Raw genomic sequence first — 15,552 nt, forward strand, 5'->3', positions numbered from 1 at the left:
AATTTGTCATTATATAATATTGTATAAGTTAACTCTCTAACTGTAAGCCCCATATAATTATTAACTTCTAAGTGCTGGTTTCTGCAAATATTCACCCATAGTTCTGTATTCTATATTTTCTTCATTTTTCTCTGTCAAAATAGCATTAATGTAGGCATTTGCTGTATCCAAGCATGTAAATACTATTTTATCATGAGCTAAAGCTGTACGCCTGAGTATAAAACCTTGCCTTGTAGTGTTATATCCTTGAGTGGCTGTATTTATAACTATATCTATTTTCTTATCTTTTATATATTCCACTGCAGTATCTAAATCAAACTCACTGCATTTTACTCCATTTTCACTTAAGAACTTATAAGTTCCTCTGGATGCACTTATACTAAATCCAAGTTCTCCATATTTTTTGATTACATTTAGTGAATCCTTTTTATCTATATCATTTACAGAAACATAAAGATTTCCTTCTTGCAGTATCTTAACTCCTGAAGCTTTAAATGCTTTATATATAGCCTTGTCTTTATCAAAATCCACTCCTAAGACTTCTCCTGTAGATTTCATCTCAGGTCCAAGAGCTACTTCCACTCCAGATAACTTTTTATTGGAGAATATAGGCATTTTAACTGCGTAAATATTGCTGTACTTATACATATCCTGTTTATAGTGAAAATCTTTTATTTTTTTACCTAACATAACTCCTACAGCTATTTCTACCATTGGAATATTAGTAACTTTACTCAAAATAGGTACAGTTCTCGATGCTCTTGGATTTACTTCTATTACATACACCTTATCTCCGTCAAAAGCATATTGAACATTTAAAAGTCCTTTAACATTCAACTTCTTGGCAATCTTTACTGTATAATCTTCTATTTTTTTAAGCACATTCTCTGGTAAATCTGATGCTGGATATACCGCTATACTGTCCCCAGAATGTACCCCTGTTTTCTCTATATGCTCCATTATTCCAGGAATTATTAAATCTTTACCATCTGATATGGCATCTACTTCTATTTCTTTTCCCACTATATATTTATCTACAAGAACAGGATGTTCCTTAGATAAATTTACGGCATCTTTTAAATATTTACAGAGCTCTTCATAATTGTAGACAACCTTCATAGCCCTACCACCTATTACATAAGATGGTCTAACAATAACAGGATAACCTATTTCAGCTACTAAGTTATCTGCTTCTTCAAGGCTTGTTACAGATCCACCTACAGGTGAATTTATGTCAAGTTCTTTAAGAAGTACTCTAAATTTTTCCCTGTCTTCTGCCAAATCTATAGATTCAAAGGATGTGCCAAGTAAATTTACTCCTCTGTCATTTAACTTTTTAGATAGATTAAGTGCAGTCTGTCCTCCAAATTGTACTATAACTCCATCCACTTTTTCCTCATTTATTACATTCATAACGTCATCTATATAAAGGGGCTCAAAATACAACTTATCTGAAATATCAAAATCAGTACTTACTGTCTCTGGATTATTATTTATTATAACAGCTTCATAACCTGCTTTTTTTATAGCCCACACACCATTAACACAGCAGTAATCGAACTCTATTCCCTGTCCTATTCTAATAGGTCCTGAACCTATTACAAGTATTTTCTTATTATCTGAAACAACATTGTCACTTTCTAAATCATAACAAGAATAATAGTAAGAGGTTTTTGCTTCAAACTCCCCGCTGCAGGTATCTACCATTTTATAAACAGATTTTATGCCATTTACTTCTCTAAGTTTCTTTAAATCTTCTAATTTCATACCTATTAATTTGCAAATATATTCATCTGTAAATCCCATGATTTCAGCTTTTTGAATAGTTTCAACATTTGGCACATTGCTTGTCAATTCATTTTCCATATTCACTATATTTTCTATTCCACCTAAGAACCATTCATCTATTTTGGTTAATTCATGAAGCTCATCTATAGTCATTCCTTTTCTAAGAGCTTCTGCTAAAGCAAAAAGTCTTTCATCATCCTGGTTATTTATCTTTGCTATTATTTCATCTTTGCTCATATTTTCAAATTTATCTAATTTCAGTCCTATTATTTTTCCTTCTAAACTTATAACTGCTTTTAAAAGAGCACTTTCAAAACTCCTATCTATAGCCATAACTTCTCCTGTAGCTTTCATCTGAGTTTTTAAAGTCCTGTTTGCAGTTTTAAATTTATCAAAAGGCCACTTAGGCATTTTAACTACACAATAATCTAGAGCCGGTTCAAACAGTGCACTGGAATTTCCTGTAACATAATTTTTAAGTTCATCTAAAGTATATCCAAGGGCAATTTTAGCTGCAATTTTAGCTATAGGATATCCTGCTGCTTTTGAGGCCAGTGCACTAGATCTGCTTACTCTAGGGTTTACTTCTATAACCATGTACCTATTACTATTAGGATCTAATGCAAATTGAATATTACATCCACCTTCTATTTTTAAGGTCCTTATTATCTTTATAGCAGATCTTCTAAGCATCTGGTACTCTCTATCATTAAGTGTCTGAGATGGAGCTACCACTATGCTGTCTCCTGTGTGTATTCCCACAGGGTCCAAATTTTCCATATTACAAACTACCATGCAGTTGTCCTTTTTATCTCTCATTATTTCATATTCTAATTCTTTCCACCCAGCTAAACTTTGCTCAAGAAGTATTTGATTTATAGGACTCTCTTCCAATCCATTTTCACATATTTCCATATATTCCTCATAAGTACTTGCAATACCGCCTCCGGTTCCTCCTAAGGTATATGCAGGTCTTATTATAATTGGAAGGCTGACTTTATCTAAAAACTTTTTGCATTCTTCTAGATTTGTAGCAATTTCACTTATAGCTATAGGTTCATCTATCTCGTTCATTAGATTTTTAAAGCTTTCCCTATCTTCCGCATTCTTTATGGATTCAGTTTTTATTCCAAGAAGTTCTACATTGTATTTTTTAAATACCCCAATTTCATTAAGCTCCATGGCCAAATTCAAGGCAGTCTGTCCACCAAATCCAGCTAAAACCCCATCTGGTTTTTCTCTTCCTATTATTGCCTCTAGTGATTCAACAGTTAAAGGTTCTATATAGGTCTTGTCTGCAATATTTTTATCAGTCATTATAGTAGCAGGATTACTATTTACCAGAACAGTTTGTATTCCCTCTTTTTTTATAGCCTCGCAGGCCTGTGTTCCCGAGTAATCAAATTCCGCAGCCTGACCTATTATTATAGGACCCGATCCTATTATCAAAACCTTTTTCAAGTTTTCTCTTAACGGCATTATATCACTTCTCCTTGTTAGGCATTTGAAAGAAAATAGCAAGTCAAAATAGGCTAGCATACTGACTAGTTATTATTTCTTTAAAAATGCCTTATTTATACTAAAGTCATTAATCTCAAAAATTTATCAAATAAATAGCCCGTATCAGTAGGTCCTGGAGAGCCTTCAGGGTGAAATTGTGCTGAAAATATAGGTAACGTTTTATGTTTAATTCCCTCTACCGTATGGTCATTTAAATTAAAATGAGTTACTTCAATACTGTCTTTATTTAAACTTTCTCTTTTAACTGCATAGCCATGATTTTGAGATGTTATAAAAGCTTTATCTATATCTTTATCATATACACCATGATTTCCACCTCTATGACCAAACTTCATCTTATAGGTATCTCCTCCAAGTGCAAGTGATAATAATTGGTGTCCAAGACATATTCCGAATATAGGTAAATTACCTATTAACTTTTTTATAGTACCCATTATCTCTCCTAAATTCTTAGGATCTCCAGGGCCATTACTTAGAAGTATACCTTTAGGATTTATACTCATTATACTTTCATAAGAAGTATTGTAAGGAAATATTGTTATATCACAGTCTCTATCCTTCAAATTTTCAATAATGTTCTTTTTGCTTCCAAAATCTAAAAGTGCAACTTTAGGTCCATTTCCTGAAATATGCTTTATGGAGTTTGTACTTACCTGAGATACTAAATTTTTATTTTCATAACAATTTAGCATTCTTTTTATTTCACTTATAGATTCATTTTCACTGCATATTACACATTTCATAGTTCCACTTGATCTTATCTTTTTGGTTATACTCCGTGTATCTATACCACTTATACCTACAACTTTATTTTCCTTTAAAAAATTTTCAAAACTATTTTCACTCAAATAGTGTGATGTATTATTATACATATTTTTTATTACCATACCTTTAGCCTGTATCTCACCAGATTGACTAAAGTTATAGTTAATCCCGTAATTACCAATATAAGGGTAACACATTGTTATTATCTGTCCCCTATAGGATGGATCCGTAAGTATTTCTTGATATCCTGTCATAGAGGTATTAAAAACCAACTCTCCTGCCGTTATTGCTTTGTATCCTATGGCTTTTCCCATAAATACAGTTCCATCTTCTAAATACAATATGGAATTCATTTTATTCCTTCTTTCTAAATATTACTTAAAGTTGCCACCATAACAGCCTTTATAGTATGAAGCCTGTTTTCAGCTTCATCAAACACTATAGAATTAGGTCCCTCAAATACTTCTTCAGTTACCTCTAGTGCTTCATATCCAAACTTTTTATATATTTCTTCCCCTACTTTAGTTTCCGTATTATGAAAAGCTGGGAGACAATGCATAAACTTAACATTTTTATTTTTACAAGCCTCTATAAGCTTGCTATTTATTTGATATGGCATTAAAGTTTCTATTCTCTTTTTCCAAAGTTCTTTTTCCTCTCCCATGGAAAGCCATACATCAGTATAAAGGACATCTGCCCCTTCTACAGCTTTATACAAATCCTCAGTAATTGTAATAGTGCCTCCACTTTCCCCGGCTACCTTTTTACACTCTTTAACTAGATCATCTTCCGTGAAAAGCTCTTTAGGCGCTGCTATTTTAAAGTTCATTCCAACTTTTGAAGCACCTATCATAAGGGCATTTGCCATATTATTTCTTCCATCTCCAATGTAAACAAAATTTACATCTTTTAATGGTTTATCTATGTGTTCTTCTATAGTCAGAAAGTCCGCTAACACCTGAGTTGGATGATCTTCATCTGAAAGTCCATTCCATACAGGTGCTTTTGAATATTCTGCCAGTACCTCCATATCTCTTTGAGAAAATCCCCTATATTCTATACCATGAAACATCCTTCCCATTACTCTAGCCGTATCTTTCACAGATTCTTTTTTACCCATATGACTTCCCTGGGCACCTATATAAACTACATTTGCACCCTCATCGTAAGCACTGACCTCAAAGGAACATCTTGTTCTCAGGGAATCTTTTTCAAATATAAGGGCAATATTTTTCCCTTGCAATCTCTTTTTTTCCGTTCCACTATATTTTTCTTTCTTTAACTTCTTTGCAAGATCAATAAAATACTTTATCTCTTCCTTTGTAAAATCTTTTAATGTTAAAAAACTTTTACCCTTTAAATCTATCATTTTTCTTCCCCCTTAAAAGCATTTTTTATAAATATAGGAAACAAATATTTCCTTAAACTTTACTTTAGACATTAGAAATATCTTCATACTAATTTATTGATATTTTATAATTATACATTTATATTAATAATAATTCAATATAAATTTAAAAATTTTTTGTTTTGTATTGATTTGAAATACCTTAAAATACAAAGTTAAAAAAATCTTCAATAGAAAATAACTATTGAAGATTTTTTAAATCTAAAGTAATTTATACATTTTGTATGCATACAATCTTTTTATTTTTAATGCACTAATGAAGTTCTACTACCTTATTTACCAAAGTTCCTATTTTTTCAATACTACATTCAACTATATCACCTTGTTTTAACACTTTAATTGGTGTAAATCCCATTCCAACCCCACTTGGTGTGCCTGTTGATATAATATCACCAGTTTTTAATGTAATACCTTTAGACAAATCACTTATTATATAAGGTATATCAAAAATTAAATTCTTTGTATTAGATTTTTGCCTTACCTCTCCATTTATAGTGCAACTTATATCCAAATTAACGGGAAATGGTACTTCAGTTTTATGAACTATGTAAGGTCCCATAGGACAGAATGTATCCAAACTTTTTCCCTTAAACCACTGTATATGTTTTCCTTGAAGATCTCTTGCAGATACATCATTTATTATAGTATACCCAAAAATATACTCTTCAGCATCCTCTTTTTTTATATTTTTACCATCTTTGCCTATTATAACTGCAAGTTCAACCTCATAATCTACTTGATTTGTAACTTCTCTAGAAAATTCAATATTGTCGGTCGTTCCCACAGCTGGTGATGCTGCCTTTGTAAAATAAATTGGTACCTCTGGAATACCATTTCCAGCTATTCTAGTAATTTTTATTTCCCTAGCATGTTCTGCATAATTTTTTCCAAGACAAAAAACATTTCTCCTTGGATATGGTATAGGAGCTTCAATTTTAATATTATCTATTGATATAGTTTCTATACCTTTCTTATCTATGCACTCTTTAATTATATTCAATTTACAATCGTCCAGATAATCTATAAGTTCCAGCATAGTTTTAGGTGGATTTTTTTCTCCTATATTTTTAAATACATTATCAAAATCTATGACAGAGTTGTTCTTTAAAATTCCTATGGATTCTTTTTCTTTATACAGATATGTTAAAAACTTCATATTAACATCTCCCACTCATATTAAATCAATCTTAGTTGAACTTATATTATGCCCTTCCGCTGCAGCACATCCAGTTATTTTCCTCACATACACATATAGATACATCTTCATAACCTGCATCTACAAAAAGCTGCTTTAACTGTTCCGGGGTGTGCATAGTCATTTTATCCATATATTCGTCATTTCTATCTTTAAATTTATCACTTATGTACATGGCATTTATTACTGTAAAAGTTCCATTTGATTTTAAAACTCTTTTAACTTCTTTAAAGCTTTTTAATAAATCAGGCCAAAAATATATTGTTTCAACTGCAGTTACTACATTAAATTTATCATCTTCAAAAGGGAGTTTTTCTACATTTGCATTATATATCTCCACTTTTTTTTCATCTATAAACTCTTTATTAAATTCTTTGGACCAGTTAACACAATCAATAGAATAATCTACCCCTATGACCTTTCCCTTTTTGGCTATATTAGCTAATCTGTTTATAGTTCTTCCACCTCCACAGCCAATATCCAAAATAGTATCATCTTCCTTAATAGAAATTTTATCTAGCCCCCAGGTAGTAACTTCAAAGTGGTCTTCATTCATAGAATTAGCTATAAATTTTCCTACTTCCCCTGCAGGTTTTCTACACTGATTTAATCTTCTAGAAAGTTCACTCATAATATACTTGCTGCTTTAAATTTTATTTTCAAACAGCATTTCGCCTCCTTATGCATTTTTATCTATTAAAATATAGTCTTTTAATATAACCGCCTTTATCTTATCATAACTTATATCTTCAGAAAGTTTCTCTTTTATAGGTTTCAATTTTGATATTCCTACCCGTTTCGTAACTTTTAAAATTTGATTTTCTTCTTCATCTGTAAATATTCCACCAAAATTTATATTTAAATTTAAAGCACCCTTTTCTTCTGCATACTTTGTTATATGTGAAAGTACCGTAGATACAGTAATTTGCCTGTCTTTTGCTATTTGTTCAAGGTCTTTGTGCTCTTTAATCATCTCTGCCGTTATTTCATAAGTTTTTAGCTTTAAATTTTTGTCGTTTTTCCCATTTTTATCGTTTTTTAACTCATTTTTAAAAATCCACTGTGGTTTAATTTTACTCTCATCCAAATAGTTTTTTATAGCTTCTAAAAATCTTTCACCATATTTCTCTAATTTCAATTGACCTACACCAGATACATCCATCATCTGCTCAAAATTTACAGGACACCTACTGCTAAGTTCCTTTAGCGTAGTATCCGGGAATATCAAATAAGGAGGTATGGATTCCTCGCCTGCTATTTCCCTCCTTAAAACTCTCAAAATTTCAAACAAATCATTATTTAAAGTAATCTTTTTAGCTTTAACTATTTCCTTTAAGGTTACTTTTTCTTCTCCTTTTAGAACCTTTATGGATCTAGAATTCAATACCACAGTAGGATATTCTCCCTCTTTTAATGAAATGTACCCATGAGCTATAAGTGTATTTATGAAATTTGAAAGTTCTTCCTTTGAATAATTTTTCATTATGCCGTGAGTAGACAACTTATCAAATCCATACTGAATCACTTTTCTCTGTGAAGAACCTCTGAGTACATCTACTATCATATTTACTCCAAATTCTCTTTTCATTCTATATATACAAGAAAGTACTTTTTGGCAATCTATAGTTTTATCTACATATTCTCCTTCACTTACACAATTACTGCAGTTTCCACATTCTTCATAGTCCACCTGTTCTCCAAAATAATTTAATATATATTTTCGTAAACATCCATTGTAATGTACAAAATCTATCATTTGTTGAAGTTTTTTATATTCATTTAATCTTCTTTCAGGAGATTGAATACTTGTTTCAATAAGATATTTTTGAGTAATAACATCTTGAGGAGCAAACATTAAAATGCAGTCGCTCTTCTCTCCATCACGACCTGCCCTACCTATTTCTTGATAATAGCTTTCTATGTTCTTAGGCATATTGTAATGAATAACATATCTTACATTTGACTTATCAATACCCATTCCAAAGGCATTTGTCGCAACTATTACATTTACCCTGTCATATACGAAATCCTCTTGATTATTTTTTCTCTCTTTATCAGAAAGACCAGCATGATATCTAGTAACAGCTATATTATTTTCCTTAAGTTTTTCATATATGCTATCCACTTCTTTTCTAGTAGCTGCATATACTATTCCAGATTGTTCTTCATTAGTTTTTATGTATTTTAGCATATACCCTAGCCTATTTCCAATTTTCAAACATCCAATTTTCAAATTTTCTCTATCAAAACCAGATATGAAAACCTCAGGTTTATTCAGCTTTATTTGCTTTACAATATCTTCTCTAACCTCTCTAGTAGCTGTAGCTGTAAAAGCTGTAACTACAGGTCTCTTAGAAAGGTTTTCTATAAATCTCCATATATATGTATAGCTAGTTCTAAAATCATGTCCCCACTGAGAAACACAGTGTGCTTCATCTACTGCTACTTGAGACACATCTATTCTTTTTATAATCTGGCAGAATTCAGAAGACTCCAATCTTTCTGGAGCCACATATAAAATTTTTATATTTCCTGCAGTTAAGCTTTCACATATATACAAAATATCCTGGTGTGAAATAGAACTATTTATATAAGCCGCTCCTATTCCTAAATCCTTTATGTTATCTACTTGATCTTTCATAAGTGAAATAAGTGGAGATATTACAACTGTTACCCCATCAAATAGCACTGCGGGTATCTGATAACATATGGATTTACCTCCTCCAGTGGGCATTACAGCTAGAGTATCCTTCCCCTTTAGTATACTTTCAATTACTTTTCCTTGATCCTTTCTAAAGTCACTATACCCATAATATTTATGTAGAATTTCCAAAGCACTACTAAGCAATGATTTCACCCCTGTAACATAATCTATATTTTCATTATAGCATAGAGATATTATAATATTCTGATTTGCACTTTTAAAAAATAAGCATCCTTTCTTACTACAACTGCACTATACTTGTAATTAGTAACTATATGTTCTATAGAATCATAGTACTTTTCATCTATAGAGTATACAACCTGTTGATTTTTATCTATCAGACTGTATACTCCCTGTTTCCTTTTTATATACAAATTATCCCATTCTTCAATTTCTACTGCACTTCTTGGAATATCAAATAGTATACCCCTTGATTTCAATATTTGCAAAAGATAGGCGTAAACTTCATCATAAGATTTTTCCTTTGAAATAAGTTCCTTCTTAATAGCTGAAAGTTTATCTAATTTTTCTTCTTCCTTCCTTAATTGAATTTCTAACTTTTCTTTTTTTGTTTCTAAATTTCCGGCTCTATTTTGTTTATTTTCAGTATAGTTTTTTATAAATTTATGCAGCATATTCTCATTTTCATTCACATACATTCCTCTTTTCCAATTTGCTAATATCTCAACTCTCACACATATGAAATTAGCGACTAATATAAGAATATTGCGAAGCAATTAATTCACAATGCACGATGCACAGTTCACAATTAAGGATAATTTTTTTCCGTTAAAACTTCAGAAAATCTAAAATATAGCACCATTGAAGCAAAGCTTCAATAAGCTTTAAATTTAAAATTTTTCGCAGCACAGCGGAGAAAAATCTACCAAAATTGTGCATTGTGAACTGTGAATTGTGAATCCATTTAGGTCGTAATATTTTAAAACTGCAAAAGTTGAGTTAATATATAGCTATTGCTCTATAGCTTATAATTTTATAAAATTATATAGAGGTGTCTAAAATGGATAAAGTATATACCTTAATATTAAAATATCTAAAAAGAATTGAAAAGTCAATTATTTTTGGTATGCGAAATTTGAATTTATTTTTTGATAAGAAAAAAACTATTGATACTGCATATAAACCTATATTAGATGAAAAATTGAGGGAAGTAAAAGATTTAAAGGATAGATTAAATATTATGCAAAATAAAAATGTCTCTTTCGAAAGACAAATTAATAATTTAAAAACTTCCATAACAAAAAAGGAAAAACTTATAAAAAATCTCCAGAACATTATATCCAAAAGACAACATTAATACTTTATTTGGGAGCATCCATAGATTTGTGTAAAATAGAATAGACGGGATAAAATTTATTTGGAAATTACTATAGGATTAAATTCCTGTAGTAATTTTTATTTTTTAGGAAATAACTAATAATAGTGTGATTTAGCTTTCTAATAATAGTATTGTTAGCAATAATACTATTATTATTCATCTTTATACAAAATAGTACAGGCTTTATCTTTATATATATGGCTCTATTCTATCTTTAAACATTATGGTTAATTGAGCCAGTGTATTTGCCCAGTTTGAAGAAGGTGCCGTCCATTTAAGCATTATCTGCTCGGTTGCCAGGTATAGAGCTTTTAGAAGGGAATCGTCTGTAGGAAATACCGTCCTTACCTTAGTGAATTTCCTAAGTTGTCTGTTGAAACCTTCCAGAGCATTAGTTGTATATATTATTTTTCTTATATCTTGAGGGAAATCAAAATATGTAGATAGATTTTCCCAGTTATTTTGCCATGACTGTATAACTATAGGATACTTATCTCCCCATTTATCATTCAGTGATTGTAATGCCTGACTTGCCATTGTTTCATTAACTGCCTTATATACTTCTTTTAAATCCTTCATAAAAGCCTTAACATTCTTTGAAGGTATATATTTTATAGAATTTCTTATCTGGTGTATTATACAATTCTGTATGTTAACTTCAGGAAAAACTACTTTGATTGCATCTGGAAGCCCTTTAAGTCCGTCCATACAGGCTATTAAAATATCTTTAACACCCCTGTTTTTAAGATCATTGCATACAGATAACCAGTATTTTGCTCCTTCCTGTTCGCCAACCCATATTCCAAGTATGTCTTTATGGCCTTTTACATCAAGTGCCATACAAACATAGGCAGCTTTATTTACAATTCTATGTTCATCTCTGACTTTAAAATACAAGGCATCCATATATACTATAGGATACATTGGATCAAGAGCTCTATTTTGCCATGCTAGGGCTGTATCCATAACCTTATCTGTAATTTTGGATATCATTGCAGGGGATATATCTACTCCGTAAAGTTCATCTATCTCTGATTTTATATCATCTACAGACATACCACGTGCATATAAACCTATAACTTTCTTATCAAGTTCGTTGCAAACAGTTTCATATTTCTTGACTATCTTAGGTTCGAACTCAGACTTTCTATCCCTTGGTACATCTACTTTAACCGGGCCAAAACTGGTCCTAATATTTTTAGAACTATATCCATTTCTATAGTTTTTATCTTCGTCAGACAGCCTTGTATATTTTTCTCTTCCGAGGTGTTCTTCCATTTCTGCTTCTAAAAACTGCTGTATTATGCCTCCAAATAACCTTTGCATAAGTCCATTTTTACCTACTAAGTCCTCCATACTATTACACTTCTTTAATTCCTTTTTTAAATCAATGTCTGGTACTTCCAGTATATTCATATTTAGATCTCCTCTCAAAAATTATTTATACTTATTATTACCACTATTACCAGTTCTACATACATAAAAAGAACGTACATAGATTTGATTTACACAAATCTATGTACGTTCTCTTTTATTTTATTATATCAAAATAAAGGAAAGACATACTTCCCTCCTTTATTTTAACAACCTTGGTATACCTGCTATAAAACTATTTTATTTTTTCATCATATCTATTAGCTTGCCTCCGACATTGTTCAGTTCTTCTAACATATGAGCAATATTTTGGCTTGCCTGCGCTTGCTCCTGTGTAATAGCATTACTTTGTTCAACATTTTTTAATACAAATTCAACAGAATTGCGTAATCCATTCAGCATAGCACCTATTTTGCTGGCAGAAACCTTACTTTCCGCAGATAATTTACGAATTTCCGATGCAACAATAGAAAAGCTTCTTCCATATTCGCCGGCTCTTGATGACTCAATAGCGGCATTCAAACCTAACAAATTCGTACGCTTAGCCACTTGCTGAATAATTTCCAATATTGATGAAGTATTATTTACTTCTTTGAAGGCTTTAGTTATAATATTAGCAGTTTCCTGACTCATAGAAGCAAGTTCCTCTGAAGAAGAAGCTAGTTCTTCAACAGCAGCATTAGATTGTTCTATAGCTGAATATAATTTGGAAGCATATTGGCGAATCTCTTCAGCCCTTTTTTTCTCCTGTAAATATTCATTTTCTTTTGATTTAACAATTCCAATAGCTTCATCTATAGCCCGTTTAATAGAAACTTTTTTTGTATCTAGCGGCTCAACTTTCATACCATACTTTTTTGCTGCCCTAATTGCAGTTGATCCAGCAACAACACCTCTTATTCCTTGCTTTTCAAGTTTAAAAACTAACTTATCCAACTCTTCTAATTCATAGGGACGAATATATATTTCCGTGTTTCCCACTTTATAATCATAAAAACCTTCACCAATTAAAAATGGTGATGCTACTACAGCAATTTTATCAATTCCATAAGCAGTTAGCCTCTGTATGGGTTCTAGAATATCACCGGTTGAACATGTAACGTAAACTACAGTTTTGCCAGAAAATTGTTGTAGTAATTTTGCTGTCTTGCCTCGACTAATAAAAACATTTATATTAGGATTGCTTTTTACAATATCTCTGCTTTTTTCCATAGAACTAACTATAACAGGAATATCTAAACCCATGTCAGAATTCACTTGCAAAGCTACTTCTTTCATTTTTTCCGATACTGCAACAAACATTATATTTTTCATATTTATATCCATTCCTTTCGCTTCGTTCAAGGCACAAAACATAATGAAAATACCTGGCTTCGAGCGAGTTTTTGTTTTATTATTAAGTCATAGAAATTTATATATACTACAAAGCACAGGATGGTGAATGGGCTGCCTGACTTGTCAGATGATCGCATATTTATATGTGTAGACCGCTAATATACATTACTACTTTCCAAAGAGTGCTAAAAGTACGCCTGCTGCAACCGCAGAACCAATAACACCTGATACATTAGGTCCCATTGCATGCATAAGCAAAAAATTAGATGGATTTGCCTTTTGTCCCTCTACTTGAGAAACTCTAGCAGCCATTGGCACAGCAGAAACACCTGCTGATCCTATCAGCGGATTTATCTTTCCCTTTGTAATCCAACACATTATCTTTCCTAAAAGTACTCCACCAACTGTACTGAAACAAAATGCTAAGAGTCCTAAAGCTATTATCTTTAAGGTTTCAGGTCTTAAAAATCTTTCTGCTACAGCAGTAGCTCCAACTGTAGTTCCTAAAAAAATTGTAACTATATTCATAAGTGCATTTTGTACTGTGTCTGAAAGTCTATCCGCAACTCCAGATTCTTTAATTAAGTTACCCATCATGAGCATTCCAATAAGTGGTGCTACAGATGGAAGAAGTATTACTGTTATAATTGTTACACCTATAGGAAACACAATTTTTTCAAGCTTGGTAACTTCTCTTAACTGATCCATCTTTATTTCTCGTTCCTTTTTTGTTGTTAGCAAACGCATTATAGGTGGCTGAATAAGTGGAATAAGAGCCATATAAGAATATGCCGCTATAGCTATTGCTGGCAATAGGTCGGGTGCAAGTCTAGTAGTTACATATATAGCTGTTGGTCCATCAGCACCACCAATAATTCCAATGGAAGCTGCTCCATTAGGAGAGAAACCTAAAGCAATTGCAATTATAAATGCTACATATATTCCAAGTTGAGCAGCAGCTCCTAGGAATAGACTAGAAGGATTTGCAATAAGAGGTCCAAAATCTGTCATAGCACCTATTCCAAGAAATATTAGAGACGGATAAATTCCCATCTTAACTCCCATATATAGATAATACAGAAGTCCTCCTGGTTCAGTAGAACCTGATTTAGGTGGATCCATGAGTCCAGCAAGTGGCAAATTAGCCAACAACATACCAAACGCTATAGGTAAAAGCAGCAAAGGTTCGAATTTTTTTCCTATCGCTAAATATATAAGTACACATGCAACAGCAAGCATTACAAGCTGCTGCCATGTGATTGCATTAAAACCAGATTGATTATATATCTTTATTATAGTATCAGTAAATGAAAATGACATATAAATACTCCCTCCCTCTTACTTTAAATAAGCTAGAACATCACCTAATTCTACAGATTTGTCCCTTGACACCATGATCCTAGATACTACAGCATCTCTAGGTGACATTATTTCATTTTCCATTTTCATTGCTTCAACTATAAAAAGTATGTCTCCTTTTTTTACGGAAGCTCCTTCCTGAACTTTAATATCAACTACTACTCCGGGTATTGGAGCTTTAATAGTGTCTTCAACTGAAGCTTTGTTTTGATCAACCTTTAAAGAATCAGAAGTCTTTCTCACATCATCTCTAGCTTCAACCTTTTCATTATGTTTTATATTCGAAGCTAAATTATTATCCATAAGTACAGCGCTAGCCTCTCCCTTTTCAACCTGTACTTCATACCTTTTTTCGTTAATCGTTACAATATATTTCATATTATTCCTCCTGTATTCCTTATCTTCACGCAGCAATTATTAATTGCCACGTTCTATATATAATTAATAGTTAATCAAGACACTTAATCACTTTAAATTGAAGTTCTTCAAGCGGTATTTTACTTTCATCACTTACAATTGCCATGATAATAGCTGCTGTCCTCTCATCAGTATTAATAAGCTTTAACTTTTCACCTGATACCTTGATGTTTTGTTTGAGTTCCAACTTATTATCTTTTTCTACTTTTAACCTCTGATTATTTTTTTTATTTATTGACCTAATCACAGCAGATTGAATCCTTACTAAAATATTTAATATAATAAGCACCATAAACACTATTGTTATGCCAAAAAGTGAAACCTTAAGGCTATTAAAAAATGTCAAT

At 31.6% G+C, this 15,552-nt stretch carries 13 protein-coding genes; 1 reads left to right on the forward strand and 12 read right to left on the reverse strand.

Going from position 1 to position 15,552, the window contains the following annotated elements:
• Positions 1-60: 60 nt before the first annotated feature.
• From carB to DMR38_RS13045, 7 genes are all read right to left on the reverse strand, one after another.
• Positions 61-3,267, reverse strand: a complete 3,207-nt coding sequence (gene carB, locus DMR38_RS13015; RefSeq protein WP_127721725.1) for a carbamoyl-phosphate synthase (glutamine-hydrolyzing) large subunit — start codon at positions 3,265-3,267, stop codon at positions 61-63.
• A gap of 95 nt (positions 3,268-3,362) precedes the next feature.
• Entirely contained in the window at positions 3,363-4,427 is a 1,065-nt protein-coding gene (gene carA / locus DMR38_RS13020; RefSeq protein WP_127721726.1) for a glutamine-hydrolyzing carbamoyl-phosphate synthase small subunit, read from the reverse strand.
• 14 nt (positions 4,428-4,441) lie between these two features.
• A complete protein-coding gene (gene argF / locus DMR38_RS13025) occupies positions 4,442-5,443 on the reverse strand; it encodes an ornithine carbamoyltransferase (RefSeq protein WP_127721727.1) in 1,002 nt (333 codons plus the stop codon).
• Positions 5,444-5,735: 292 nt separating this feature from the next.
• Complete coding sequence (locus tag DMR38_RS13030; RefSeq protein ID WP_127721728.1) at positions 5,736-6,638, reverse strand: fumarylacetoacetate hydrolase family protein; 903 nt, start codon at positions 6,636-6,638, stop codon at positions 5,736-5,738.
• 46 nt (positions 6,639-6,684) lie between these two features.
• Positions 6,685-7,308 carry a class I SAM-dependent methyltransferase gene (locus DMR38_RS13035; RefSeq protein WP_127721729.1) on the reverse strand — a complete coding sequence of 208 codons (624 nt, stop codon included), beginning with the start codon at positions 7,306-7,308 and terminating at the stop codon, positions 6,685-6,687.
• Positions 7,309-7,356: 48 nt separating this feature from the next.
• The gene (gene recQ, locus DMR38_RS13040) at positions 7,357-9,525 is read right to left on the reverse strand and encodes a DNA helicase RecQ (protein ID WP_127721730.1); all 2,169 of its coding nucleotides are present in this window, start codon (positions 9,523-9,525) and stop codon (positions 7,357-7,359) included.
• 50 nt (positions 9,526-9,575) lie between these two features.
• Positions 9,576-10,034, reverse strand: coding sequence for a hypothetical protein (locus DMR38_RS13045; protein WP_127721731.1), 459 nt, complete (start codon positions 10,032-10,034; stop codon positions 9,576-9,578).
• Positions 10,035-10,402: 368 nt separating this feature from the next.
• Between DMR38_RS13045 and DMR38_RS13050 the strand changes: the two genes are divergently transcribed.
• The gene (locus tag DMR38_RS13050; RefSeq protein ID WP_127721732.1) at positions 10,403-10,699 is read left to right on the forward strand and encodes a hypothetical protein; all 297 of its coding nucleotides are present in this window, start codon (positions 10,403-10,405) and stop codon (positions 10,697-10,699) included.
• 210 nt (positions 10,700-10,909) lie between these two features.
• On the opposite strand, the gene DMR38_RS13055 is transcribed toward DMR38_RS13050, so the two are convergent.
• The 5 genes from DMR38_RS13055 to DMR38_RS13075 all read right to left on the reverse strand — a co-directional run bounded on the left by DMR38_RS13055 (position 10,910) and on the right by DMR38_RS13075 (position 15,551).
• Positions 10,910-12,136, reverse strand: a complete 1,227-nt coding sequence (locus tag DMR38_RS13055) for an IS256 family transposase (protein WP_127720047.1) — start codon at positions 12,134-12,136, stop codon at positions 10,910-10,912.
• 198 nt (positions 12,137-12,334) lie between these two features.
• Positions 12,335-13,438 carry a PrpR N-terminal domain-containing protein gene (locus tag DMR38_RS13060; protein ID WP_243124294.1) on the reverse strand — a complete coding sequence of 368 codons (1,104 nt, stop codon included), beginning with the start codon at positions 13,436-13,438 and terminating at the stop codon, positions 12,335-12,337.
• A gap of 159 nt (positions 13,439-13,597) precedes the next feature.
• On the reverse strand, positions 13,598-14,749 hold the full coding sequence (locus DMR38_RS13065) for a sodium ion-translocating decarboxylase subunit beta (protein WP_127721733.1): 1,152 nt from the start codon (positions 14,747-14,749) through the stop codon (positions 13,598-13,600).
• 18 nt (positions 14,750-14,767) lie between these two features.
• Positions 14,768-15,166: a biotin/lipoyl-containing protein gene (locus tag DMR38_RS13070; protein WP_127721734.1), complete on the reverse strand. Its 399-nt coding sequence runs from the start codon at positions 15,164-15,166 to the stop codon at positions 14,768-14,770.
• Between the two features lie 70 nt (positions 15,167-15,236).
• Positions 15,237-15,551, reverse strand: a complete 315-nt coding sequence (locus DMR38_RS13075; protein ID WP_127721735.1) for an OadG family protein — start codon at positions 15,549-15,551, stop codon at positions 15,237-15,239.
• Position 15,552 lies beyond the last annotated feature (1 nt).

The organism is Clostridium sp. AWRP, assembly GCF_004006395.2.
Lineage (GTDB): Bacteria > Bacillota > Clostridia > Clostridiales > Clostridiaceae > Clostridium_B.

Bases quoted from the DNA above. Each gene is read 5' to 3' on its own strand.
- DMR38_RS13065 (WP_127721733.1), bottom strand. From the start codon at position 14,749: ATGTCATTTTCATTTACTGATACTATAATAAAGATATATAATCAATCT.
- argF (WP_127721727.1), bottom strand. From the start codon at position 5,443: ATGATAGATTTAAAGGGTAAAAGTTTTTTAACATTAAAAGATTTTACA.
- DMR38_RS13030 (WP_127721728.1), bottom strand. From the start codon at position 6,638: ATGAAGTTTTTAACATATCTGTATAAAGAAAAAGAATCCATAGGAATT.
- DMR38_RS13035 (WP_127721729.1), bottom strand. From the start codon at position 7,308: ATGAGTGAACTTTCTAGAAGATTAAATCAGTGTAGAAAACCTGCAGGG.
- carB (WP_127721725.1), bottom strand. From the start codon at position 3,267: ATGCCGTTAAGAGAAAACTTGAAAAAGGTTTTGATAATAGGATCGGGT.
- DMR38_RS13070 (WP_127721734.1), bottom strand. From the start codon at position 15,166: ATGAAATATATTGTAACGATTAACGAAAAAAGGTATGAAGTACAGGTT.
- carA (WP_127721726.1), bottom strand. From the start codon at position 4,427: ATGAATTCCATATTGTATTTAGAAGATGGAACTGTATTTATGGGAAAA.
- DMR38_RS13050 (WP_127721732.1), top strand. From the start codon at position 10,403: ATGGATAAAGTATATACCTTAATATTAAAATATCTAAAAAGAATTGAA.
- DMR38_RS13055 (WP_127720047.1), bottom strand. From the start codon at position 12,136: ATGAATATACTGGAAGTACCAGACATTGATTTAAAAAAGGAATTAAAG.